At 60.8% G+C, this 22,689-nt stretch carries 26 protein-coding genes, 1 tRNA gene and 2 riboswitches; of the genes, 13 read left to right on the top strand and 14 right to left on the bottom strand.

Annotation, left to right across the window (positions count from 1 at the left end; translation table 11 throughout):
• On the top strand, positions 1-423 hold a 423-nt coding region (locus tag Q0M35_RS08560), incomplete at its 5' end, for an enoyl-CoA hydratase-related protein (protein ID WP_295314162.1).
• Positions 424-459: 36 nt separating this feature from the next.
• The gene (locus Q0M35_RS08565) at positions 460-1,317 is read left to right on the top strand and encodes an SDR family oxidoreductase (RefSeq protein WP_295314164.1); all 858 of its coding nucleotides are present in this window, start codon (positions 460-462) and stop codon (positions 1,315-1,317) included.
• Positions 1,318-1,335: 18 nt separating this feature from the next.
• Here Q0M35_RS08565 and dxs read toward each other — a convergent pair whose 3' ends face one another.
• From dxs to Q0M35_RS08590, 5 genes are all read right to left on the bottom strand, one after another.
• Positions 1,336-3,267: a 1-deoxy-D-xylulose-5-phosphate synthase gene (gene dxs, locus Q0M35_RS08570; RefSeq protein ID WP_295314165.1), complete on the bottom strand. Its 1,932-nt coding sequence runs from the start codon at positions 3,265-3,267 to the stop codon at positions 1,336-1,338.
• Between the two features lie 10 nt (positions 3,268-3,277).
• Complete coding sequence (locus tag Q0M35_RS08575; protein ID WP_295314167.1) at positions 3,278-4,147, bottom strand: polyprenyl synthetase family protein; 870 nt, start codon at positions 4,145-4,147, stop codon at positions 3,278-3,280.
• A 3-nt stretch (positions 4,148-4,150) separates the two neighbouring features.
• Entirely contained in the window at positions 4,151-4,393 is a 243-nt protein-coding gene (locus Q0M35_RS08580) for an exodeoxyribonuclease VII small subunit (RefSeq protein WP_295314169.1), read from the bottom strand.
• Between the two features lie 126 nt (positions 4,394-4,519).
• On the bottom strand, positions 4,520-5,221 hold the full coding sequence (locus tag Q0M35_RS08585; protein ID WP_295314171.1) for a response regulator: 702 nt from the start codon (positions 5,219-5,221) through the stop codon (positions 4,520-4,522).
• A complete protein-coding gene (locus Q0M35_RS08590; protein ID WP_295314173.1) occupies positions 5,218-5,730 on the bottom strand; it encodes a MarR family transcriptional regulator in 513 nt (170 codons plus the stop codon). Before Q0M35_RS08590 ends, Q0M35_RS08585 begins: the two co-directional genes overlap by 4 nt.
• Positions 5,731-5,904: 174 nt before the next feature.
• Between Q0M35_RS08590 and Q0M35_RS08595 the strand changes: the two genes are divergently transcribed.
• A complete protein-coding gene (locus tag Q0M35_RS08595; protein WP_295314175.1) occupies positions 5,905-6,774 on the top strand; it encodes a branched-chain amino acid aminotransferase in 870 nt (289 codons plus the stop codon).
• Positions 6,775-6,916: 142 nt separating this feature from the next.
• On the opposite strand, the gene Q0M35_RS08600 is transcribed toward Q0M35_RS08595, so the two are convergent.
• Positions 6,917-7,891: a DMT family transporter gene (locus Q0M35_RS08600; protein WP_295314176.1), complete on the bottom strand. Its 975-nt coding sequence runs from the start codon at positions 7,889-7,891 to the stop codon at positions 6,917-6,919.
• Between the two features lie 68 nt (positions 7,892-7,959).
• The gene (locus Q0M35_RS08605; protein ID WP_295314178.1) at positions 7,960-8,340 is read right to left on the bottom strand and encodes a DM13 domain-containing protein; all 381 of its coding nucleotides are present in this window, start codon (positions 8,338-8,340) and stop codon (positions 7,960-7,962) included.
• 145 nt (positions 8,341-8,485) lie between these two features.
• Between Q0M35_RS08605 and Q0M35_RS08610 the strand changes: the two genes are divergently transcribed.
• Positions 8,486-9,073, top strand: a complete 588-nt coding sequence (locus tag Q0M35_RS08610; protein WP_295314180.1) for a TetR/AcrR family transcriptional regulator — start codon at positions 8,486-8,488, stop codon at positions 9,071-9,073.
• Positions 9,074-9,076: 3 nt separating this feature from the next.
• Here the strand turns inward: Q0M35_RS08610 and aroC are convergent, their stop codons facing one another.
• Complete coding sequence (gene aroC / locus Q0M35_RS08615) at positions 9,077-10,177, bottom strand: chorismate synthase (RefSeq protein ID WP_295314182.1); 1,101 nt, start codon at positions 10,175-10,177, stop codon at positions 9,077-9,079.
• 93 nt (positions 10,178-10,270) lie between these two features.
• Positions 10,271-10,372: riboswitch (TPP riboswitch) on the top strand.
• Between the two features lie 35 nt (positions 10,373-10,407).
• Between aroC and Q0M35_RS08620 the strand changes: the two genes are divergently transcribed.
• Genes Q0M35_RS08620 through thiQ form a run of 3 tightly spaced genes read left to right on the top strand, consistent with a single transcriptional unit; the run spans position 10,408 to position 13,599 of the window.
• Positions 10,408-11,388: a thiamine ABC transporter substrate binding subunit gene (locus tag Q0M35_RS08620; RefSeq protein ID WP_295314184.1), complete on the top strand. Its 981-nt coding sequence runs from the start codon at positions 10,408-10,410 to the stop codon at positions 11,386-11,388.
• On the top strand, positions 11,364-12,920 hold the full coding sequence (locus tag Q0M35_RS08625) for a thiamine/thiamine pyrophosphate ABC transporter permease ThiP (protein ID WP_295314186.1): 1,557 nt from the start codon (positions 11,364-11,366) through the stop codon (positions 12,918-12,920). The genes Q0M35_RS08620 and Q0M35_RS08625 overlap by 25 nt, the downstream gene beginning before the upstream one ends.
• Positions 12,907-13,599: a thiamine ABC transporter ATP-binding protein gene (gene thiQ, locus Q0M35_RS08630; RefSeq protein ID WP_295314188.1), complete on the top strand. Its 693-nt coding sequence runs from the start codon at positions 12,907-12,909 to the stop codon at positions 13,597-13,599. Before Q0M35_RS08625 ends, thiQ begins: the two co-directional genes overlap by 14 nt.
• On the opposite strand, the gene Q0M35_RS08635 is transcribed toward thiQ, so the two are convergent.
• Positions 13,596-14,042 carry a 6,7-dimethyl-8-ribityllumazine synthase gene (locus tag Q0M35_RS08635; protein WP_295314190.1) on the bottom strand — a complete coding sequence of 149 codons (447 nt, stop codon included), beginning with the start codon at positions 14,040-14,042 and terminating at the stop codon, positions 13,596-13,598. The genes thiQ and Q0M35_RS08635 overlap by 4 nt on opposite strands.
• Positions 14,043-14,128: 86 nt before the next feature.
• Positions 14,129-14,276: riboswitch (FMN riboswitch) on the bottom strand.
• Between the two features lie 63 nt (positions 14,277-14,339).
• Between Q0M35_RS08635 and Q0M35_RS08640 the strand changes: the two genes are divergently transcribed.
• The 5 genes from Q0M35_RS08640 to Q0M35_RS08660 all read left to right on the top strand — a co-directional run bounded on the left by Q0M35_RS08640 (position 14,340) and on the right by Q0M35_RS08660 (position 18,532).
• The gene (locus tag Q0M35_RS08640) at positions 14,340-14,966 is read left to right on the top strand and encodes an FMN-binding negative transcriptional regulator (protein ID WP_295314192.1); all 627 of its coding nucleotides are present in this window, start codon (positions 14,340-14,342) and stop codon (positions 14,964-14,966) included.
• A 43-nt stretch (positions 14,967-15,009) separates the two neighbouring features.
• Positions 15,010-15,621 (top strand): glutathione S-transferase, encoded by a 612-nt coding sequence (locus Q0M35_RS08645; RefSeq protein ID WP_295314194.1) that lies wholly within the window; start codon positions 15,010-15,012, stop codon positions 15,619-15,621.
• A 196-nt stretch (positions 15,622-15,817) separates the two neighbouring features.
• Positions 15,818-16,378, top strand: a complete 561-nt coding sequence (gene petA, locus Q0M35_RS08650; protein ID WP_295314196.1) for a ubiquinol-cytochrome c reductase iron-sulfur subunit — start codon at positions 15,818-15,820, stop codon at positions 16,376-16,378.
• A 12-nt stretch (positions 16,379-16,390) separates the two neighbouring features.
• A complete protein-coding gene (locus tag Q0M35_RS08655) occupies positions 16,391-17,731 on the top strand; it encodes a cytochrome b N-terminal domain-containing protein (protein ID WP_295314198.1) in 1,341 nt (446 codons plus the stop codon).
• 12 nt (positions 17,732-17,743) lie between these two features.
• Entirely contained in the window at positions 17,744-18,532 is a 789-nt protein-coding gene (locus Q0M35_RS08660; protein ID WP_295314200.1) for a cytochrome c1, read from the top strand.
• A 358-nt stretch (positions 18,533-18,890) separates the two neighbouring features.
• Here Q0M35_RS08660 and Q0M35_RS08665 read toward each other — a convergent pair whose 3' ends face one another.
• The 5 genes from Q0M35_RS08665 to dapF form a co-directional block, all read right to left on the bottom strand.
• Positions 18,891-19,040, bottom strand: a complete 150-nt coding sequence (locus tag Q0M35_RS08665) for a hypothetical protein (protein WP_295314202.1) — start codon at positions 19,038-19,040, stop codon at positions 18,891-18,893.
• Between the two features lie 125 nt (positions 19,041-19,165).
• The gene (locus tag Q0M35_RS08670) at positions 19,166-19,840 is read right to left on the bottom strand and encodes a Crp/Fnr family transcriptional regulator (RefSeq protein WP_295314204.1); all 675 of its coding nucleotides are present in this window, start codon (positions 19,838-19,840) and stop codon (positions 19,166-19,168) included.
• Positions 19,841-19,969: 129 nt separating this feature from the next.
• Positions 19,970-20,329 carry an antibiotic biosynthesis monooxygenase gene (locus Q0M35_RS08675; protein WP_295314207.1) on the bottom strand — a complete coding sequence of 120 codons (360 nt, stop codon included), beginning with the start codon at positions 20,327-20,329 and terminating at the stop codon, positions 19,970-19,972.
• A gap of 93 nt (positions 20,330-20,422) precedes the next feature.
• Entirely contained in the window at positions 20,423-21,676 is a 1,254-nt protein-coding gene (gene mtaB, locus Q0M35_RS08680) for a tRNA (N(6)-L-threonylcarbamoyladenosine(37)-C(2))-methylthiotransferase MtaB (RefSeq protein WP_295314208.1), read from the bottom strand.
• A complete protein-coding gene (dapF, locus tag Q0M35_RS08685) occupies positions 21,673-22,515 on the bottom strand; it encodes a diaminopimelate epimerase (RefSeq protein ID WP_295314210.1) in 843 nt (280 codons plus the stop codon). Before dapF ends, mtaB begins: the two co-directional genes overlap by 4 nt.
• Before the next feature lie 98 nt (positions 22,516-22,613).
• Between dapF and Q0M35_RS08690 the strand changes: the two genes are divergently transcribed.
• Positions 22,614-22,689 (top strand) — tRNA-Lys (locus Q0M35_RS08690).

The following is a 22,689-nucleotide window of genomic DNA, read 5'->3' on the forward strand; positions in this document are numbered from 1 at the left end:
GCCGCAGAGCACGCGCAGTTTGCGTTGCCGGAAATACGGTCAGGCACCGTCGCGGACGCCGCCTCGGTCAAGCTGCCCAAACGCATTCCCTATCACATCGCCATGGAGCTGCTGCTGACAGGGCGCTGGTTCGACGTGACCGAGGCAAAGCACTGGGGGCTCGTGAACGAGATCGTGCCCGGTGCGGCGCTGATGGAGCGCGCACGGGACATGGCTGACCTGCTCGCCTCCGGCCCGCCGCTGGTCTATGCGGCGATCAAGGAAATTGTGCGGGATGCGGAGGACGCAAAATTTCAGGACACGATGAACCGCATCACAAAGCGACAGCTGGAAACCGTCGACCGGCTCTATGCCTCCGAAGACCAGCTTGAAGGTGCGCGCGCTTTTGCAGAAAAACGCGATCCGGTCTGGAAAGGACGGTGAACTCCTTTTGCGCCCGCGCCGGGTTTCAGCTTCGTTATGAGTAAATTACTCCTGTCTCTCGGGCACGGGTACAGCGCGCGGGCGCTGGCATCGCGGCTCCTGGCCAAAGGCTGGCGGGTCATCGGGACCACCCGGTCCGCAGAAAAGGCAGAGCAGATCGCGCAGACCGGGGCCGAGCCAGTGGTCTGGCCGGGGACGGACCTGAGCCCGCTTTTCGACGAGGCCGACGCCGTGCTGATTTCTGCAGGTCCGGGTCCGCAAGGTGATCCGGTGCTGGCGGAGGCCCGCGACGCCGTGGTAGCCGCAGCCGAGGGCCTGGACTGGGCAGGGTATCTCTCGACGACTGGGGTGTATGGTGATCATAGCGGGGACTGGGTGGATGAGACGACACCCCTGACACCGGCTACAAAACGCGGTCAGGCGCGGGTGGAAGCGGAGGCCGCGTGGGCCGCTGTGCCTGGCCTTCCGCTGCATATTTTCCGACTGGCGGGCATTTACGGCCCCGGGCGTGGACCTTTTGCCAAGGTGCTGAACGGCACCGCACGCCGCATCATCAAAGAAGGCCAGGTGTTTTCGCGCATCCACGTGGACGATATCGCGCAGATCCTTGAGGCCTCGCTGAACCAGCCCCGACCGGGAGCGATCTACAACCTGTGCGACAATGATCCGGCACCCCCGCAGGACGTGATCGGGTATGCAGCGACCCTTCTGGGGGTTCCCCTGCCGCCCGCGGTTGCATTTGAAGAAGCCGATCTGACGCCGATGGCGCGCAGTTTTTATGCCGAGAGCAAGAAGGTCAGCAATGACCTGATCCGCAGCGAGCTTGGCATTGACCTGCTCTATCCGGACTACAGATCAGGCCTTGAGGCAATGCTGAAAGACGGCGATACCTGACGGAAAAAGTCTTATCGGTCAGGCGCGCGCCTCCCCGATCTGTGCGATGCCGAGCACCGAGAGGACCTTGCTCTCGATATCGCCGGCATTCATGGCAGCAACCGCATACATATCCGCAGGGCTGGCCTGGTCGATGAAGATATCGGGCAGCACCATGGAGCGGTACTTCAGCCCGTTGTCGAAGACACCTTCCTCGGCCAGCAACTGTGCCACATGGCTTCCGAAACCACCCACTGCACCCTCTTCGATGGTAATCAGCGCTTCGTGGTTTTCGGCAAGGTCGAGGATCATTTCACGGTCCAGCGGCTTGGCGAAGCGTGCATCGGCAACGGTGGGCGATATGCCCCGCGCCCGCAGAGCTTCGGCAGCCTTCTCAGTCTCTTCAAGCCGGGTCCCAAAAGACAGAAGCGCCACGCGCGCGCCCTGCGTAATGATGCGCCCTTTGCCGATTTCCAGCGGTACGCCCCGTTCGGGCATGTCCACCCCGCGGCCCTCGCCGCGCGGGAACCGGAATGCAATGGGCCCGTCATCATGGGCCGCAGCCGTGGCCACCATATGCCGTAGTTCCGCCTCGTCCGCAGCGGCCATCACGACAAAACCCGGCAGATTGGCGAGAAAGGCGATGTCGAAAGAACCCGCATGTGTGGCCCCGTCCGCTCCCACCAGACCGGCCCGGTCGATTGCAAAACGCACCGGTAAACGCTGAATTGCGACGTCATGTACCACCTGGTCATAGCCGCGCTGCAGAAATGTCGAATACATAGCACAAAAGGGCTTCATCCCGCCGGCGGCGAGAGCTGCCGAAAAGGTCACGCCATGCTGCTCGGCAATCCCCACATCGAAACACCGCCCCGGATAGCGTTCAGCAAAGAGGTTGAGCCCGGTGCCGTCCGGCATGGCCGCTGTTACGGCACAGATCTTGTCGTCATCGGCAGCTTCCTGAAGCAGGCTGTCGGCAAAAACGCGCGTATAGGCGGGCGCATTCGACGGCGCTTTCTTCTGCTCGCCGGTGACCACGTTGAATTTGGCTGTGGCGTGGCCTTTGTCGCGCGCGCTCTCGGCGGGGCCGTAGCCTTTGCCCTTTTTGGTCAGAACGTGGATCAGAATAGGGCCTGTCGCGCGGGCCTTGACGGTGCGCAATACGGGCAGCAACTGGTCCATGTCATGGCCGTCAATCGGCCCGAGATAGGAAAACCCCAGCTGCTCAAACAGGGTGCCACCTACGGCCATGCCTTTGAGCATATCTTTGGCGCGCCGTGCGCCCTCGCGGAACGGCTCCGGCAAAAGGCTCACGGCCCCCTTGGCCGCGGCTTTGAAATCCTGAAACGGCTCTTCGGCGTAGAGGCGGCTGAGATAAGACGACATCGCGCCCACCGGCGGTGCAATAGACATCTCATTATCATTGAGGATCACGATCAGCCGCTTGCCCAGATGTCCTGCGTTGTTCAGTGCCTCATAGGCCATCCCGGCGCTCATGGATCCATCGCCGATCACCGCAATGGCATCCCCAAGCCCTTCGGGCACCACACCGCCCAGATCACGAGCCACGGCAAAGCCGAGTGCCGCTGACACGGAAGTGGAACTGTGGGCCGCCCCGAAAGGGTCATAGGGAGATTCGCTGCGTTTGGTGAAGCCGCTCAGCCCGTCTTTCATGCGCAGCGTTCGGATCCTGTCGCGCCGCTCAGTGAGAATCTTGTGCGGATAGCACTGGTGGCCCACGTCCCAGATGACCTTGTCGCGCGGCGTGTCGAACACCGCATGCAGCGCCACGGTCAGTTCCACAACACCCAGACCAGCACCCAGATGCCCGCCGGTAACCGACACTGCCGAGATGGTCTCGGCGCGCAGCTCATCGGCCAGCTGACGCAGTTCACGGTCGCTGAGCGATTTCATATCCGCCGGGCGCGAGACTTTGTCCAGCAGGGGCGTATCGGGGGTATCCGCAGTCATTGGTTTTTCCTCAGTGCGCCCGGGTCACAACAAACCTGGCAGTATCTTTTAAATCGTCAGCCGCGGCACCGTAACCCGCCAGGCTGTCGCAGGCCTCGTCAACCAGCGCCTGCGCGCGCGCCCGCGCCGCCTCAACACCAAGCAGCGAAACAAACGTGGCCTTGCCGGCCGCCGCATCCTTGCCCACAGCCTTGCCGACTGTGGCGCTGTCGCCGGTCACATCCAGCAGATCATCGGCAATCTGGAAAGCGAGGCCCAGTGCCCGGGCGTAGGTTTCGAGCGGTGTCGTATCGGCCTCGGCCATACGCGCCCCGGCAGTGGCCGACCATTCGATCAGCGCCCCGGTCTTGCCCCGCTGCAGTGCGGTGATTTCTTCCAGCCCGAGCGGTGCCCCGGCGGTCGCGGCCGCCATATCCAGCGCCTGACCCAGCACCATCCCTTTGGCACCGGAAGCCTGCGCAAGGCTGAGCGCCAGAGCGGATCTGACACCGGCATCGGCACTCGCCTCGGGCCGGCACACAAGCTCAAACGCCAGGGTTTGAAGCGCGTCGCCGGCAAGCACCGCTGTGGCCTCATCCCAGCGTTTATGCACCGTGGGCTGCCCGCGGCGCAGATCATCGTCATCCATGCAGGGCAGATCGTCGTGCACCAGCGAATAGGCATGAAGAGCCTCGATCGCCGTTGCCGGCCAGACAGCCTGAAGGGCGGGTATGTCGTGCAGCCGCGCGCTTTCGAGTACCAGAAACCCGCGCAACCGCTTGCCGCCGTTTGTGGCATGGGCCATCGCCTGCACCACCGGCAGGTCGGGCAATGCGCCGAGCACGAATTCAAACTGTGCGCCGATCAGATCGGCTGCCTGCGTCAGACGTTCGGGAAACACCTCTCAGAGACCTTCGACAGGTGTGGTCCCTGAGGGTTTACCGTCCGGATCCAGCGTGATTGCCGCGACCTTCTCCTCGGCATCTTTCAGCTTTTCCTCACAGCGTTTCTTAAGCGCGGCCCCGCGCTCGTAAAGCGCTATGCTTTCATCCAGCGCCACGTCGCCGCGTTCCAGCTGCCCCAGAACTGTCTCCAGCTCCGCCATTGCCTGCTCAAAACTCATTTCGGATACGGGTGTATCGGCCATAATCAGATCGTCCTGCGTCTTTATCAGTTCACAGGTCTATACTGAGTATGACGCACCGGCGCCAGCAAAAGGCAGGGGGCTTCGGGCATGAACGCGACGTGCAGGCCCCGGGACCAGCCGCGCGCCTTATTCAGGCGACAACATATATCCCGCACCGCGTACCGTCTGAAGATAGCGCGGCTGTTTGGGATCGCTTTCAATTTTCCGACGGAGCCGGGTGATCTGAACATCCACGGCACGTTCCTGCGCCTGTCCCCGGTCGCGGCCCAGCTCTTCGACCAGCCGCGCTCGGCTGATCGGCTCGTTGCAGCTCGCGGCAAATATCTTCATCAGCAGAATTTCAGTGGCGGTAAGGCGCACAAGCTCTTCCCCCAGCCACATCTCGCCGCGCTCAGTGTCATATCGGATCGGCCCGAGTGTCAGCACCTTGGGACCGGTCTCATCGGCCGGTGCTTCCGGCATACGGCGCAGGATCGCGTTGATCCGCAGCAAGAGCTCTTTGGGCTCAAACGGTTTGGCCAGGTAATCATCTGCTCCGGCCTCCAGCCCCTCGATGCGGTTTCCTGTCTCGCCTTTGGCAGTAAGCAGCAGGATCGGAACAGCGCTCGTTTCGCGCAGCGCCCGTGTCAGTGCCAGCCCGTCTTCGCCCGGCATCATCACATCCAGCACAATGAGATCGAAATCGAGCCCGGTCAGAATCCGGCGTGCGTGGGCCGCATCCCGGGCTGCGGTCACCAGAAAACCGCTCCGGATAAGGAATTTCTGCAGCAGCGTGCGGATGCGTTCATCATCGTCAACGATCAGCAGGTGGGCATCAAAATCACTCATGGGGCATTGTCTTTCAGTCTTGCGTAGGCAAAGCGCATTTCGCGGTCCATCATCGCTTCGAGCACGCGCCGGAATCCGGCCACGGCCTCAGGGCCGGCATCGCGGAATGCTGCCCTCATCCGGGCGCGCTGTGCGTCAGAGAGTTTTTGTTCCAGTGCCTTGCCCTGCCCGGTCAGAAACAGATGGCGCTCGCGTTTGTCGTTCCGGCCCACCCTGCTTTCGACCAGACCATCCTCGATGAGTGTACGCAAGACACGGTTCAGCGATTGTTTCGTGACCCCGAGCAGGTTCAGCAGGTTGTTGACGGTGGTGCCGGGTGCGCGGTTGATGAAGTGAACCGCCCGGTGATGCGCGCGTCCGTACGCCAGATCGGCAAGGATCCGGTCAGGATCTGCGGTAAACCCGCGATAGGCAAAAAACATCGCCTCAATGCCCTGACGCAGCTGCTCATCTGTCAGAAACAAAAGGTTTTCGTTGCTGTACGGGGCGGGTGCCTGTCCCTCTGCCATGATACTGCCCTGCAATTCCGACCATGATTAATCCCGGTCAGCATATGTCAGTGTTGTTGACATTCCAAGGATGAAGGTCTATCGAATCGCAGGTTTTGCGCAATTTAATGTCCGTTTCGGACTTTGTTTGCGCAATAATTGCAAAAGACGGGATGGATCAGGGAAGGAAAGACCATGGCTGGTGCTTACGACGACCGCGACGGACAGATCTGGATGGACGGTCAGATGACCCCGTGGCGTGAGGCCAATGTCCACATTCTGACCCATGCACTGCATTATGCATCATCGGTCTTTGAGGGCGAGCGCGCCTACAATGGTAAGATCTTCAAAAGCCGCGAGCACTCCGAGAGACTGAAGCGATCCGCTCAGATGATCGACTTTGAAATTCCCTGGACTATCGACGAGATCGAGGCCGCCAAGGTCGAAGTACTTGCCAGATCAGGGTTGAAAGATGCCTATGTGCGCGCCATAGCCTGGCGCGGCGCCGGCGAGGACATGGGTGTCGCCTCTGCGCGCAACCCCGTGCGTCTGGCCATCGCGGCCTGGGAATGGGGTGCGTATTACGGCGATGCGAAAACGAAGGGCGCAAAGCTCGACATCTCCAAATGGAAACGCCCGAGCCCTGAGACGATCCCCAGCCACGCCAAAGCCGCCGGACTGTACATGATCTGCACGATGTCGAAACACGCCGCCGAAGCCAAAGGCTGCTCGGATGCGATGATGTTCGATTACCGCGGTTATGTTGCCGAGGCGACCGGCGCGAATATCTTTTTCGTGAAAGACGGCGAGGTCCACACCCCGGATCCCGATTGCTTTCTCAATGGCATCACCCGTCAGACCGTCATCGGCATGCTGAAAGACCGTCAGGTCAAGGTGCACGAGCGCCACATCATGCCCGAAGAACTCGAAAGCTTTGAGCAGTGCTGGCTGACCGGCACCGCGGCAGAGGTGACACCGGTGGGCAAAATCGGGGACTATAACTTCGAGGTTGGCAGTCTGACCCGGGAGATATCTGACAGTTACGAAAAGCTGGTACGCACCTGAACATACCGCGCGGGCAGTGCTGCCCGCGCAATAAAAGAGGCCCGTGCGGATGCCTGCAATCGCCGGGCGAATTTCATCACGTTTCGGCATGGCGTCAGGATACCTAGGGCAGCCGCACCGATAAAGGCTGCCCGCTGGCCGGTCAGGGGGTGCCGGCGGGTGGCTGGTTTGGCCGCGATTTGCTGCGGTCCACCCCCAGCTGCCGCTCGCGCCACATGATCAGCGCGCCCCCTGCGATCACCAGTGCCGCACCGATGACGATCGGCCCGGTGGGCACCTCGTTGAAGGCGACATAGCCGATGATCCCGGCAAATATCATCGAGGCGTAATCAAACGGGGCCAGCATTGCCGCTCCGCCGAACCTGTAAGACGAAGTGACCATGATCTGTGCAACCCCTCCGATCAGCCCTGCAGTAACAAGCAGGCTGACAACCCAGGCGTCCGGCCAGACCCAGACAAAGGCAGGCGTTTGCACCACCCAGCCAACAGGGGCCGACAGCAGGGCAATGCAGCTGGCCGTGACCGAAAAATAAAACACGATGGCCGCCGTGCTGTCCGTCTGAACAAGGCGGCGTACATGAATCTGCACCAGGGCGCGCAGGATCGAAGCGACCAGCACCATCATCGCCCCCAGAGAGGCCGCAGTGGTCATCTCATCTGCGTCGATGCTCAGCCGCGGTGCGATCACGATCAGAACGCCAACAAGCCCGAGACCCACAGCGGACAGACGGAAAAACCGGATCCGCTCTCCCAGAAAGACCGCTGCAAAGATCACCGTAAAGATCGGCGTAGCATATCCGATGGCCGTGACCTCAGGCAGGGGCAACAGCCCCAGACCGGAAAAAGTCAGCCCCATGGCCGCAGTCCCGAAGAGCCCGCGCCAGACATGCCCCATGAGGTTCGAGGGCACGAGGCCCTGGCTCAGTTTGCCCTGCTGCCAGAGCCATATCACGATCACAGGCAGCGCGAAAAACGACCGGAAAAACACGGCCTGGCCGGGTGGCACATGGCCTGAGATGGTTTTGATCAGAGCGGCCATCACCATAAAAAGAAAAACCGCGCTGAGTTTCAGCGCGATCGCAAGACCGGGTTTGTTCTGGGTGAGGTCTGCCGCCATGGGTCTTCTCTGCGCCCCGGCGGCGGAAAGATCAAGCGCCGCCCGGTCGACACCCGGTCAGAGCCGGTTCAGTTCAGCGCAGCAACGCCGAGAGGAACCGAGAACTTCAGACACCAGATATAGATCTCATCGTAATCATCCACATTCACCGAGGCCGGCACCACATAAGACTGACCGCCCGTCAGATTTTGCAGCACGCCAAGATCGGCCTCGGGGACATAGGCGCCGTTTTTGCCAAAGGCCACGCGCGGGTCGGGCGCGCCATCGAGCGAGAAATCGTCATGCAACGTCACCGTCGCGGTGCCATCTGCGTTTTTGGTTACGGTCACGCCACCGGTTGTGACGTGATTACTTTTGCCGGTGAAGGTGCTTGTGGTATCCGCGCCGGCACCAAAGGTGGCAAGGGCGAACAGGGCAAAAATCATCAGAGCGGAGATCAGGTTTTTCATGGGTCTGGCTTTCTCATATGCATTGCGGGATCAAAAATGATGCAGCAGAGATAAAGTTTGGAACCATATGGTACAATACACGATTGCGCGAGTTGTGTAACAGTCAGTTCCGAACTATACAAAGAACGACCGGAAAGAGGTGATCATGGCGCGACCCAGAGAATTTGATACAGATGATGCAATTCGGAAGGCTGCAGAGGTGTTCTGGCGCAAGGGCTATGAGGAGGCGTCTTTACCCGACCTGCTGGAGGGCATGGGGCTCACGCGCGGCAGTCTCTATAAAGCCTTCAAGGACAAAAAGAACCTCTTTCTGCTGGTGCTTGATCACTATGAGACCGCAGCGGTGGACAAAGCTGTGGCCCGCCTTACTGATCCGGGCGTGCCGGACGGACGGCGGCGGATCATCGGGCTTTTTAAAGGGGTGGTCAACGCAGTTCGGGCAGGTGACAGGCGGGGGTGCCTGCTGTGCACGGCCGCGGCCGGCAATGAGATGGGTGATCCGGATATCGCCGCGGCCGTGAACAAAGGTCTGCGCCGGATCCGCGATGCTATGGGTCTGGCACTGAAAGCTTCGCCGATCCACAGCAGCCTCCGGCCCGATGAAAACCGTGTGCTCGCCAACGTTCTGCTCACTCAGTATGTCGGGCTTCGCGTGCTGGCGCGGTCCTGCCTGCCGCTGGGCATCGTGGAGCAGTCCGAAAAGGGCGTGGCGGTCCTGTTACGTACGCCCTGAGGCTCATCCGATGTGGCCCTGGTTCCCGCCGATCTGACCACGGTGCAGAAGCAGGTGATCGAGCAGCACACAGGCCATCATAGCCTCTCCCACCGGCACCGCGCGGATGCCGACACAGGGGTCATGCCGGCCCTTGGTGATGATCTCGGTCTCTTCGCCTGACTTCGTGATGGTGCGACGCGTTGTCAGAATGCTTGACGTGGGCTTCACGGCGAACCTCACGACCACATCCTGGCCGGTGCTGATGCCGCCGAGAATACCGCCGGCGTGGTTTGACGAATACTCAGGACCTTCCGGGCCCATGAAGATTTCATCCGCATTGAGCTCTCCTGTGAGCATTGCCGCTGACATGCCTTCGCCGATCTCCACACCCTTGACGGCATTGATGCTCATCATCGCAGCGGCAAGATCGGTGTCGAGCTTGCCATAAACCGGCGCACCGAGGCCCGCAGGCACCCCGCTGGCCACCACTTCGATCACGGCACCCACGGAGCTGCCCGATTTGCGCAGTCCGTCGAGATAGGTCGCCCAGTCTTCCGCCGCCCTTGCGTCGGGCACCCAGAACGGATTCTGATCAATCTCGGCGGCATCAAAGCGGTCGCGGTCAATCTCATGCGCGCCCATGCGGGTCATGTACCCTTTGATCTCTATGCCCGGCGCCAGTTTGTTCAGCGCAGCGCGCGCAAGCCCGCCCGCCGCGACCCGCGACGCCGTTTCACGCGCCGAAGACCGCCCGCCGCCACGATAATCCCGGACACCGTATTTCTGGAAATAGGTGATATCGGCGTGACCGGGCCGGAACTTGTCCTTTATGTCACCATAGTCTTTGGAGCGCTGATCGGTGTTTTCGATCATCAGCTGGACAGGTGTGCCTGTTGTCACGCCCTCGAACGTGCCCGAGAGAATTTTCACCTCATCGGCCTCGCGCCGCTGAGTGGTGTATTTGTTCTGACCGGGTTTGCGCTTGTCGAGCCACTGCTGGATCTGGGCCTCATCAATGGCCACGCCCGGCGGGCAGCCATCAACAGTCGCACCAAGACCCGGCCCGTGGCTTTCGCCCCAGGTGGTCACACGGAACAGGCGTCCAAAGCTGTTGATCGACATGCGCGTACTCCTCTTGCCCCGGGTGCTTAGCGGCGCAGCCGGTGCGCCTCAAGAGCTTATCGCTTGCCATTGCCCGGTTGGAGTACTACCTCTGTCGATACCTCGGGGGGCCTTTCCAGGCTGAGATGCGACATTCGCGGACCCGCAGAACCTGAACCGGTTAGGACCGGCGGAGGGAAGGTGAGCTGATCATCCTCTTTCGCCGTCCGACGCAGAGAAAAGGAATGATCATGCGTAGGACTCTTTTAGCAACGACACTGCTGTGTGCCACACAAGCCTGGGCGGACACGCCCGTACTGACGGTTTATGCAGGCGACTACTTTACCTCGGAATGGGGCCCCGGCCCGATGATAGAAGAGGGGTTCGAGGCCACCTGTGGCTGTGATCTGCAGTGGTCCACCGGCGATCTGCTGCCGCGCCTGCTGCTCGAAGGCGAGCGGACAAAGGCGGATGTGGTCATCGGTCTGACCTCCGATGTGACTGCCAAAGCCCGCGCAACCGGTCTTTTCACCACGCACGGGCAGGACAATTCGGAACTTACCCTGCCGATCGACTGGACCGATGACACCTTCCTCCCCTTTAATTACGGGCATACGGCGTTCATTTATAATGAGACCACCATGGAGGCCCCGCCCGCGAGCTTTGAAGCGCTGCTGGCGATGCCGGATGACGTCAAGATCGTCATCCAGGACCCGCGAACGTCGATCTCGGGCCTGGCGCTCGTGCTCTGGGTGCAGGCGGTTTACGGCGACAAAGCTGATGAGGCCTGGGCTGCCCTCGCGCCCAAAATCCTGACGGTGACCAAGGACTGGTCGGCAAGCTATGGCATGTTCACCGATGGTGAGGTGGATATGGTGCTGAGCTACACGACATCGCCCGCGTATCATATGTTCGCCGAGGAAGATTTCACCAAAAAGGCAGCGATCTTCCCTGAGGGCCATTATTTCATGGTCGAAACCGTCGGCAAAATCGCCGGGACGCAACAGCCGGAACTGGCGGATGCCTTCATGGAATACGTCCTGTCGGGCGATTTTCAGTCGATGATCCCCACGGCCAACTGGTCCCTGCCCGCTGCTCTTCCGAAAGAGCAGTGGCCGGAGGGCTGGGCGGAACTGAGCCTGCCGGATAAGGTCCTGTTTTATTCTGAAGCGGAGGCAGCGGAAATCCAGAACAAGGCCATCGAGACATGGCGCGCAGCCCTCAGCCAATAACCGGCGCCGGCGGCAGGATCGCCGCAGGATGCGTCGTCGCACTGGTGGTGCTGGCATTTGCCGGCATTGCCCTGCGGGCTGAACCGGGTCGCGGCATCGGGCCGGCGGAATGGTCAGCCATCCGCTTTACACTGGTCCAGGCGGTCTGGTCAGCAGGGCTGTCGGTTCTGCTGGCGGTGCCCCTGGCCCGCGCGCTGGCCCGGCGCCGCTTTGCCGGTCAGAGTATTCTGATCACCCTCCTCGGTGCGCCTTTTATCCTGCCCGTCATTGTGGCCGTGCTGGGCCTGCTTGCGATCTTCGGGCGCAACGGCTGGGTGAACGAGGTGCTCGGGTTCTTCGGGCTGCCCGGGATCTCGGTCTACGGGCTGCACGGCGTGGTGCTGGCCCATGTCTTCTTTAATCTGCCGCTGGCCACCCGCCTTCTGCTGCAGGGCTGGCAGAGCATGCCTGCCGAGCGGTTCCGCCTCGCGGCACAGCTCGATCTGCCCCCGTGGATGATTTTCCGTACACTGGAATGGCCGCTTCTGAAACGCATTCTGCCGGGGGCCGCGGCACTGATATTCGTCATTTGCCTGACCAGTTTCGCGGTGGCACTGACGCTGGGGGGCGGGCCGCGCTCCACGACCATTGAGCTCGCCATCTATCAGGCGTTCCGCTTTAATTTCGATCTGTCGCTGGCGGCGTTTCTGTCCGTGATCCAGCTGGTGATAGCAGGCAGTGCTGCGCTTATTGCGCTCTGGATCATCCCGGATATTCCTCAGGGCGCCGGCATGGACCGCAGGGTCACGCGCTGGGATGCCCGCGCCGGCTGGCAGCGCGCGACCGATGCCTTGATCATCACGCTGGGGGCAGGGTTCCTGCTTCTGCCGCTGCTGGCGGTGGCCCTTTCCGGTCTCGCAGGTCTCTCCGAGGTGCCGCTTTCTGTCTGGCGCGCGGCCTGGACTTCACTCTGGGTCGCCGGGCTCAGCATTCTGGTGATGCTCGCCATTGCACTGCCTATGGCGGGATGGATCGCCCTGCGCGCACGCGGCGGGGCGGAGGCTTTCGGGCTCATCGGGCTTTCTGCATCGCCGCTGATGCTGGGCGTCGGCTGGTTTATCCTGCTCAATCCGGTGCTGGACCCGGTGGGTGTCTCGCTGCCCGTCACGGCGGTGGTCAATGCGCTGATGGCACTGCCCTTTGCGCTTCGGATCATCGTGCCGGCAGTGCGCGGCGCGCTTGAAAGCTACGGACGCCTCTGCATCGCACTGGACATTCGTGGTTTTGCTGCCTGGCGCTGGCTTATCCTGCCACGCTCTGCTGCCGCCACCGGCTTTGCTGCCGGGCTGACCGGCGCGCTGTCTGTCGGTGATCTCGGGGTGATAGCACTTTTCGCCGATCCGGACCGAACCACACTGCCTTTGCAGATGTACCGCCTGATGGGGGCGTACCGGGTCGAGGCGGCGGCGGGGGCGGCGCTCCTCCTGCTGGTCATGGCGCTGGCGGTTTTCTGGATCTGCGACAGGGGAGGGCGCTGGCATGCTGCGGCTTGAGGGCGTGAGGATTGAACAGGGCGGATTTTCGCTCACCGCGGATTTCACCGTTCGCGAGGGGTGCCGTGTTGCCGTGATTGGTCCGTCAGGTGCTGGTAAATCAACGCTGCTCGGGGCAATCGCCGGTTTTGTGCCGGTCACCTCCGGGCGTCTGATCTGCGAAGAGACAGACATCACTGCGGCAGCCCCGGGTGCGCGGCCGGTGTCGATGCTGTTTCAGGATAACAACCTCTTTCCGCACCTTACGGTCGCGCGGAATGTGGCGCTGGGGCTGCGCCCGGTTTTGCGTCTGACGGCAGAGGAAAACGCCCGGGTGCAGGCGGCGATTGAACGGGTAGGCCTGAGCGGGATGGAAGACCGGAGGCCGGGTGATCTCTCGGGCGGACAGCAAAGCCGTGCAGCGCTGGCGCGGGTTCTGGTCCGCGACCGGCCTCTTGTTCTGCTGGATGAACCCTTTGCCGCGCTGGGTCCTGCGCTGCGCCGCGAAATGCTCGATCTGGTCGCAGAGCTGATTTCAGACACCGGCGCCACGCTGATGATGGTCACCCATGCGCCTGAGGACGTCCGGCGCATTGCCGATGAGGTCATCTTCGTTGAAGGGGGTATCGCGCATGCGCCCGGGCCGGCGGCGGACCTTCTGAAAAATCCGCCACCGGCACTCAGGGCCTACCTGGGTTAAGCAGCTTCAGCCGCGCGCAGACCTTCGCGGGCCCGCAGGATGCCGAGGGCGGCGCTGGCAGCTTCTTCCCCTTTGGTCACGAAATGCGCGCGATAAATTGCGGTATGATGATCCGTCTCCTGATACTGGTGTGGCGTCAGTGAGACCGACAGAACCGGCACACCGGTATCAAGACCTGCGCGCATCAGCCCGTCAACGACGGATTGTGCCACAAAATCATGTCGGTAGATGCCGCCATCCACAACAAATGCCGCACATATCACAGCGCCATAGCGCCCTGTAGCGGCCAGATCGCGCGCCATCAGCGGCATCTCGAAAGCGCCGGGCACATCAAAGGTATCGACCTGTCCGGCCGGGATGCTTCGGATAAATCCGTCATAGGCACGGTCCACGATATCAGCGTGCCACTGTGCTTTGACGAAGGCGAAACGGGTGTGTGTCATAAGTGATCTCCTCTGGCTGTCAGACACGTCCACCCAGGGTGATCACGCAGAACCGACCGGCGCCCCACGGGCCCCCGGACATAACTGCGCATTCTCTTTCATCCGGACTGTGACCGTCGGCTCCGGCCTCGCACCGGATCTGCTGACCAACAGGAGACCTGTTGCGCTCGCGGGCTCGGGAACAGCTGCCCCCATACCGCCGGTGGGGAATTTCGCCCCGCCCTGAGAATGACCTGAGCTTGCCAGCGCAGGCAAAAGCCTGCAAGAGCGGAAGCGACAGAACGTGAGGGCAAAACGATGCACCCCAATCCGGTTTTTCATACTCAGGAAGCGCAAACCAACCTCGCTTATGCCCGCGAGCGGGCGTTTGGTCTGCTGGCGGTCTGCGGCGACGACGGTCCGCTGCTGGCGCATGTGCCGTTCCTGCTCGATGAGGACGGAGAAACGGCCTGGCTGCACCTGCTGCGCTCCAACCCGGTCGCGCAGGCGCTGAAATCGCCACGGGGGGCGAAAATCGCGGTTTCCGGCCCGGACAGCTATGTCTCGCCTGACTGGTACGGCGTGCCCGATCAGGTGCCCACGTGGAATTATGTGGCAGTACATCTGACCGGCACGCTGGAACTGTGCCCGGCCGAAGAGCTGCACGCTCTGCTGGACCGACAGTCGAAACTCTTTGAGGACCGGCTCGCCCCCAAAAAGCCCTGGACCACGGACAAAATGAGCGCAGGCGTCATGGAGCGGATGATGCGCTCGATCGTGCCCTGCCGGATGACTGTGACGCAGGTAGATGGCACCTGGAAACTCAACCAGAACAAGCCGGATGAGGTGCGCCTGCGCGCCGCGGATCACGTGGCAGCATACGGGCAGGGCGTTGATATCGCTGTGCTCTCCGGTCTGATGCGCGCCGTGGATGGACAGGAGTGATGCCCCGTGCAACTGTCGGTGAAGTTTTTAAAAGGATGCTCTCATGAAGCTTTTCCACTCTCCCGCCTCGCCTTATGTACGCAAGGTTGTCGTTCTGCTGCACGAGCTCGACAAAACGGACGCGGTTCTGCTGGAAACGGTCACAACCACGGCTTTTGCCTCGGATGAAGCGCTTAAAGCGGCAAACCCGCTGGGCAAGCTGCCCGCATTGCAGCGCGACGACGGTGTGACGCTCTATGACAGCCGGGTGATTACCGGGTACCTCGACGCGCATTTCGACGGCGGGATGTACCCGCAGGGCTCCGGGCGCTGGGAGAACCTGACGCTTGAAGCCACCGGTGACGGCATTATGGATGCCTCAGTGTCCATGTCTTACGAAAAACGCCTGCGGCCCGAAAACGAACAGTCCGACGGCTGGGTCGAGGCGCAGTGGGGTAAGGTAAGCCGCACGCTGGATGTCCTGAATTCCCGCTGGATGAGCCACCTGTCGGGTCCGCTGAGCATGGCACACATATCGGTTGGCTGCGCACTGTCGTACCTGGATTTCCGGCATGATGCGCGGAACTGGCGCGACGGCAACGACGCCCTGGCCGCCTGGCACAAAGATTTTGATTCGCGCGCTTCGATGCAGGCCACACAGCCACCAGCTGCCTGAATTTCCGGATCTTTAACAGAATCGGGTGCAAAGAGCGCCGGAAATGCCCGATGCGTGCCGCCTGCGACGGTTTGCGCGCGTACCATCACTGGACGTATGCGCGCCACAAGGCTAAGTATCCGGCCAGACTATGACTGCGCGCGCGCGGTCGGAACATCTTTTGGCCGGACCCGGCCCCGAAAAATGGAGTGAACCCGTGTCGCATGCAGAAGACCACGAAGGCACCCGCAGGGATTTCCTTTATTACGCCACCGCCGGTGCGGGCGCTGTAACAGCAGGTGCCGCGATCTGGCCGCTGGTGAACCAGATGAACCCCTCCGCGGACGTGCTGGCGCTTGCCTCTATCCGCGTTGATGTAAGCGGCCTTGAGCCGGGTACTCAGCTCACCGTCAAATGGCTGGGCAAACCGGTGTTCGTGCGCCGCCGCTCGCAGGAAGAAATTGATGCTGCCCGCGACGTTGATCTGTCTTCTCTGCCCGATAACAGCGCTGAGAACGCCAACCTGCCAGGCGGCACCGATGCCGCCGACAGCAACCGTACGCTGGACGAATCAGGCGAATGGCTTGTGATGATGGGCGTGTGTACGCACCTTGGCTGTGTGCCCCTGGGCGATGCAGGCGACTTCGGCGGCTGGTTCTGCCCCTGCCACGGCTCGCACTACGATACTGCCGGCCGCATCCGCAAAGGTCCCGCACCGACGAACCTGCCGGTGCCCGTCGCAACGTTTGTCGACGACACAACAATTCAACTCGGTTAAGGGAGAAACCTGATGGCTGGAATTCCTCACGACCATTACGAACCGAAGTCCGGCGCCGAGAAGTGGATGGCGCGCCGTCTGCCCGTCATCGGCCTGATGTACGACACAATCATGATCCCCACGCCGAAAAACCTGAACTGGATGTGGATCTGGGGCATCGTGCTGACATTCGTTCTGGCGCTGCAGATCATCACCGGCATCGTGCTGGTCATGCATTATACACCGCACGTCGACCACGCCTTTTCCTCCGTTGAGCACATCATGCGCAACGTGAACGGCGGTTACATGCTGCGGTATCTGCATGCAAACGGCGCCTCGCTTTTCTTTGTTGCGGTCTATGCGCACATCTTCCGTGGCCTCTATTACGGTTCGTACAAGGCCCCGCGCGAGATCACCTGGATCATCGGTATGCTGATCTATCTTGCGATGATGGGCACAGCGTTCATGGGATATGTTCTGCCCTGGGGACAGATGTCTTTCTGGGGTGCGACTGTGATCACCGGCCTCTTTGGTGCGATCCCGTTCATCGGTGAGGGTCTGCAGACATGGTTGCTGGGCGGGCCGGCGGTGGACAATGCCACGCTGACACGCTTCTTCTCACTGCATTATCTGCTGCCCTTTGTGATCGCGGGCCTGGTGATCGTGCACATCTGGGCCTTTCACACCACGGGCAATAACAACCCGACCGGTGTTGAGGTGCGGCGCACGTCCAAGGAAGACGCGGCCAAAGACACGCTGCCCTTCTGGCCCTACTTCGTGATCAAAGACCTCTTTGCTCTTGCGGTAATCCTGGCGGTTTTCTTCGCGGTTGTTGGCTTTATGCCGAACTACCTCGGCCACCCGGATAACTACATTGAAGCCAACCCGCTGGCGACACCGGCACATATCGTGCCCGAATGGTACTTCCTGCCATTCTATGCGATCCTGCGTGCCTTTGACGGCGATGTCTGGGTGGTAATCATCGCAAGCACGCTCACCGGTGGTATCATCGACGCGAAATTCTTCGGGGTTCTGGCAATGTTCGGTGCGATCGTTGTGATGGCGCTGGCACCCTGGCTGGATACATCGTCCGTGCGCTCGGGCCGGTACCGTCCGATGTTCAAGTGGTGGTTTGCGCTGCTGGTCGTCGACTTCTTCGTGCTGATGTGGGTGGGTGCCATGCCGGCAGAGGGCATATATCCCTACATCGCGCTCGTCGGCTCTGCCTACTGGTTTGCCTACTTCCTCGTGATCCTGCCCCTGCTTGGCGTGATCGAGAAACCGTTGCCGCAACCGGCAACAATTGAGGAAGCCTATGCCGCCAAGAAAGCTAAATCCGGCGGCGGCGACACAGCAGCAACTCCTGCGGAGTAAAGGACAATGACAATGATTAAGAAACTTGCCTTTGCGACCGCGACGGTACTGGGCCTCAGCAGCGGGGCGGCGTTTGCCGCCGGTGCTGCTGGGCATATCGAGGATTTTGACTTCTCGTTCGAAGGTCCTTTCGGCACGTACGACCAGAACCAGCTGCAGCGTGGCCTGCAGATCTACACCGAGGTCTGCTCTGCCTGTCACGGCCTGAAATTCGTGCCGATCCGGTCGCTGTCCGAAGACGGCGGCCCCTCGATGCCCGAAGATCAGGTTCGCGCCTATGCTGAGAACTACGAGGTGTTTGACGCCGAACTGGACGATTTCCGTCCGGCCAAGCCGGCCGATCACTTCCCCGGTTCCGCACTTGAGAACGCACCTGATCTCAGCCTGATGGCCAAGGCGCGCGCGGGCTTTCACGGCCCCTACGGCCTCGGGATCAACCAGTTCTTCAAAGGCATCGGCGGTCCGGAATACATCGCATCTCTGCTGACGGGTTATACCGGCAAAGAGAAAGAAGAAGCCGGCGTGGTCCTCTATGAAAACACCGCCTTTCCGGGCGGCTACATTGCAATGGCCCCGCCGCTCTATGATGAGCAGGTGGAGTTCGCTGATGGCCACGAGAACGACCTGCACCACCTTTCAGAGGACGTATCCGCTTTTCTGATGTGGACCGCAGAACCCAAGATGATGGCCCGTAAGCAGGCCGGTTTCGTGGGTGTGCTGTTCCTGACCATCCTGTCGGTGCTGCTCTATCTGACCAACAAGCGGATCTGGGCAGATGTGAAGGGCAAAAAATCCAGCTGACCCTGTATTGACCGTTAACAGAACGAAGAAACCCCCCGGCTGTATCAGCGCGGGGGGTTTTCCGTCTGCGCCACTAAAGCGGCAAATGACAGACCCTGGGGAGAGTTATATTAAGCCGGTACAAATGAACGGTATTGGCAGCAAATAGCTGTGGTATCCGCACCGCTCCGGCCTGATGTCTGAAATTACTCTTTACCTGAAATGCCCGTTGCCGGACATTTTACTCACCACCTGTCGTACAATACCTTAAGAATAATCGAATCGCGAATATTTGTATGTGATCTTCTTCACACAAGTCCCGCTTCCGGGCCGTGAAGGGGCCGCGCACCCCTTGGGCGCGAGGCCGTATGCGGGCATCTCAACCGCGCCGTTTGGTTTCATCAACCATGCTCTGTGCGACCCTGAACTCACGGTCAGCCTCGACAAGCCAGGTGATCATCGCGCGCACCGGTGAAGGCGAGGTGGTCGTCCTTGTCTGGCACGGCAGTTCGGTTTTCTGGTCTTCCATTCTATGATCCTTCTGCATCATATTCCCTTCCCGGGAAGCACTCAAATGCGGAAACCGCGTTATCAACTGTGCCTGTTATGCAGAAGAATCGAATCGCGGTCTGTGAAGGTGTTCACACCGGCGCATTAAATCTGATGAAGATCGGCCATAACCTGAAGCGCCTCGCGGTCCAGCACTTTTACACCGCCCCGGGTGGACTCGATCACGCCAGCGCGTTTCCACAGGGCCAGTGTTTTCGAGACCGCCTCGCGTGTTGCTCCAACGAATTCGGCCAGCTCAGACTGTGAGAATGACAGCTGTGAAAGATGTTCGGATCCATCAAGCGTGAGATAGAGGATCTTGCGGGCCAGCCGCGCCGGCATAGGCAGAAAGACCTGTTCATTAAGCTGGCTGCTCATCCAGCGCATGCGTTCTCCGGCCAGCTGGATCATATCGATGCCCAGTTCCGGCGTCTTGCGGATCGCCGCAATGACGTCTGCGTTTTTCACGCCGCGCACCCGCGATTTTTCCAGAGCAGTCACCGTCGCAGTCCGCGTCCCCGGATCAAAAAGAGCGATTTCCCCAAAAAGCGCGCCGGGCCGCATCACGTCCAGTGACAGCTTACGGCCTTCCCGCGAGAGGATGCTGAATTCCAGCGATCCGGACACGATGGCATAAAGCGCGTCCCCCGGATCGCCCTGCTCAAACAGAACATCACCCTCGTCAAGCTCAACCTCTGACGCAACTGAGTTCAGCAAAACTGACAGATCCCGCGACGCATTCGCGAGAAATCCTGTTTTGGGCAGCTCACGGGTCACCATTCTGATCGTCGTCCTTTCTCCGGCGTGGAAACGCCCGGTTCATCCAACCATTCTGGGGGAGAAAGCCGCTCAATTAAAGCGGGAACTTCCGGTCAGCGACCAGCCGGTTCACACAGTTCATAAAACCGGTCAGCGGGCGAAGCCGCCGATGCGGTCTTCGAATGTCGCCCCGAAATCTGACAGTGCCTCACGAAGCGGTGCACCCGCCGGCCCGAAGACCGTAAAGCTGACCTGCACAAACAGTGAAAAAAACCGATCTGCGAATTTTTTGCAAAATTTGTCCAGGTGAACCATCGCGGTATCGGTGTCTTTATACCGTTCCATAACGGTGTAGCGGCTTTTTTCAGAATTCAGAAAATACTCGTAAACCAGTGCACCGGCTTCATCTGAACTGGTTGCTGCGACCATTTCGTCGGTCAGGGGCTGCACTGCGTGCGATTGCCCCTCCCCGATGTCCATGATCAGAACCCATTCGATCTGCCCGTGCATACGACCTCTCCCACAAGGTTTGCCAAGATTAACGACCGCTGCGGAGTGTTGTCACGACAAATTTTGTGGCGAGGTCGCCTGCGTCGTCTGCTGTCAGGCGAAAAGCCGGTTCCCGGAGGCAGAGCGGATCATGTGCTCTGTGATGCTGCCTTCGGGATGCGGATGGTCGAGATGGACCTCGGCAAACTGCTCTGTGCGTCCCATAGTCGGTGTCTCCATCAGAATTCTGTGGCGCTTCCCGATCTGGCGGGCGGTATGGCGCGCAACCTGCGCGTCGCCTGCGGCCCGCAGGCGCGCAGCACGCTCACGGATCAGGCTGCCATCCACCGCAGGCATACGCGCTGCCGGCGTGCCCTGCCGCGCGGAGTAGGGAAACACATGCAACCATGTCAGGTCGCAGTCCGCAATGAGCCTGATGCTGTTCTCAAACATGGCGTCGGTTTCGGTCGGAAAGCCTGCGATGATATCCGCGCCAAATGTCATATCGGGCCGCAGCCGGCGGGCCTCAACAGCAAAGGCTATCGCGTCGTCGCGCAGATGCCGCCGTTTCATCCGCTTGAGGATCATATCATCCCCGTGCTGCAGCGACAGATGCAGATGTGGCATCAGCCGCGGTTCGGTGGCGATCGCCCGCATCAGATTGTCATCAACCTCGATGCTGTCGATTGAGCTGATCCTGAGCCGGGGCAGATCGGGCACCAGGCGCAGAATGCGCATCACCAGGTCACCCAGTTTCGGCGTTGCCGGCAAATCCGCTCCCCAGCTGGTGAGATCAACGCCGGTAAGAACGACCTCGTTAAACCCTTTGTCCACGAGGCGTTTGATCTGATCGACCACAACCCCAGCCGGAACGGAACGTGAATTGCCACGGCCATACGGTATGATGCAGAAAGTGCAGCGATGATCACAGCCGTTCTGAACCTGGACATAGGCGCGGCTCCGGGTCCCGAACCCGTCGATCAGATGCCCGGCCGTTTCGGTGACCGACATGATGTCATCGACCTGAACCGTCTCTGTCTCTCCGATAAAGTCCGCGGCCAGCCCTTTCCAGGTGCCGTGCTGCATCTTTTCAGTATTTCCGATGACCACATCTACTTCCGGCATTGCCGAGAATGTTTCTGGCTCGGTCTGCGCCGCACATCCGGTCACAATCAACCTGGCGTCCGGATGCGCCCGGCGCAGTTTGCGGATATCCTGTCGGGCTTTGCGCACCGCCTCGGAAGTCACCGCACAGGTGTTGACGATCACGGCATTACTGAGACCTGCTTGCGCCGCGAGGTCTTTCATCGCTTCGGCCTCATAGGCATTCAGCCGGCAGCCCAGAGTGGAGAAGACAGGCGCGCTCATGCGATGCTCTCCATGAATGCCTGCGTCAGCCGGCCAGTGAAGACATGCGCCGTCGGTCCGGTCATCCAGACCCCGTCGTCGCGCCAGTCGATTGTAAGCGTCCCGCCGTCAAGATCGATGCGGACGTGTCGCCCTGTCAGCCCCCGGCGCGCCGCAGCCACTGCGACGGCACAGCTTGATGAGCCCGAGGCCAGCGTGACGCCGGTGCCGCGCTCCCAGACCCGCATCCGCAGATGGTCTGGTCCGACCAGGTGGGCTACCTGCACGTTCGTACGCTCCGGAAACAGCGGATGGTGTTCATGCGCGGCACCGAATGCTGCAAGGTCCACCGCTTCGGCGTCTTCTACGAAAAAGGTACAATGCGGGTTCCCCATGTTTGTGGCGACAGGGTCTCCGTCGACAGGCAGAGACAGCGTATCGGCCTTTGAACTCAGCGGAATTTCGGACCAGTCGAACCTCGGCTGCCCCATATTGACCGATGTCAGCCCGTCGCCCGCATCAACGGCAGACAAGAGCCCGCGGTCCGTTGTGAGCGTGAGCGTATCCTCGCCCGTTTCCTCCATCACATACCGAGCGATACAGCGGGTCGCATTGCCGCACGCCCCGGACAGAGAGCCGTCCGCGTTATAAAATGTCAGATGCAGCTTTTCGCGGGCCCCGGTCATCACTGCCAGCTGGTCGAAACCGACGCCTCTGTGTCTGTCCCCGAGAGCCCTGGCGAGCACCGGCGTCACCGCAATATCCTGCCCGCGCGCGTCCAGCACGACAAAGTCGTTTCCCAGCCCGTGCATTTTCATAAAGGGCAAACCGGTTTGGTCGTCGTGGCACATGTCGGGCATATAAGCCGGTGCGGCGAAACTATCCAGTATGTGCTTGCGAAAACACCGGATTGGGGCTTGACCCGGCCACGGCTCCTTTCTAAGTAGGCGCCCTAGTGGGGCCGTTAGCTCAGTTGGTAGAGCAGCTGACTTTTAATCAGCGGGTCGCAGGTTCGAATCCTGCACGGCTCACCA

This window comes from Roseobacter sp. (assembly GCF_024639605.1).
Classification (GTDB): domain Bacteria; phylum Pseudomonadota; class Alphaproteobacteria; order Rhodobacterales; family Rhodobacteraceae; genus Roseobacter.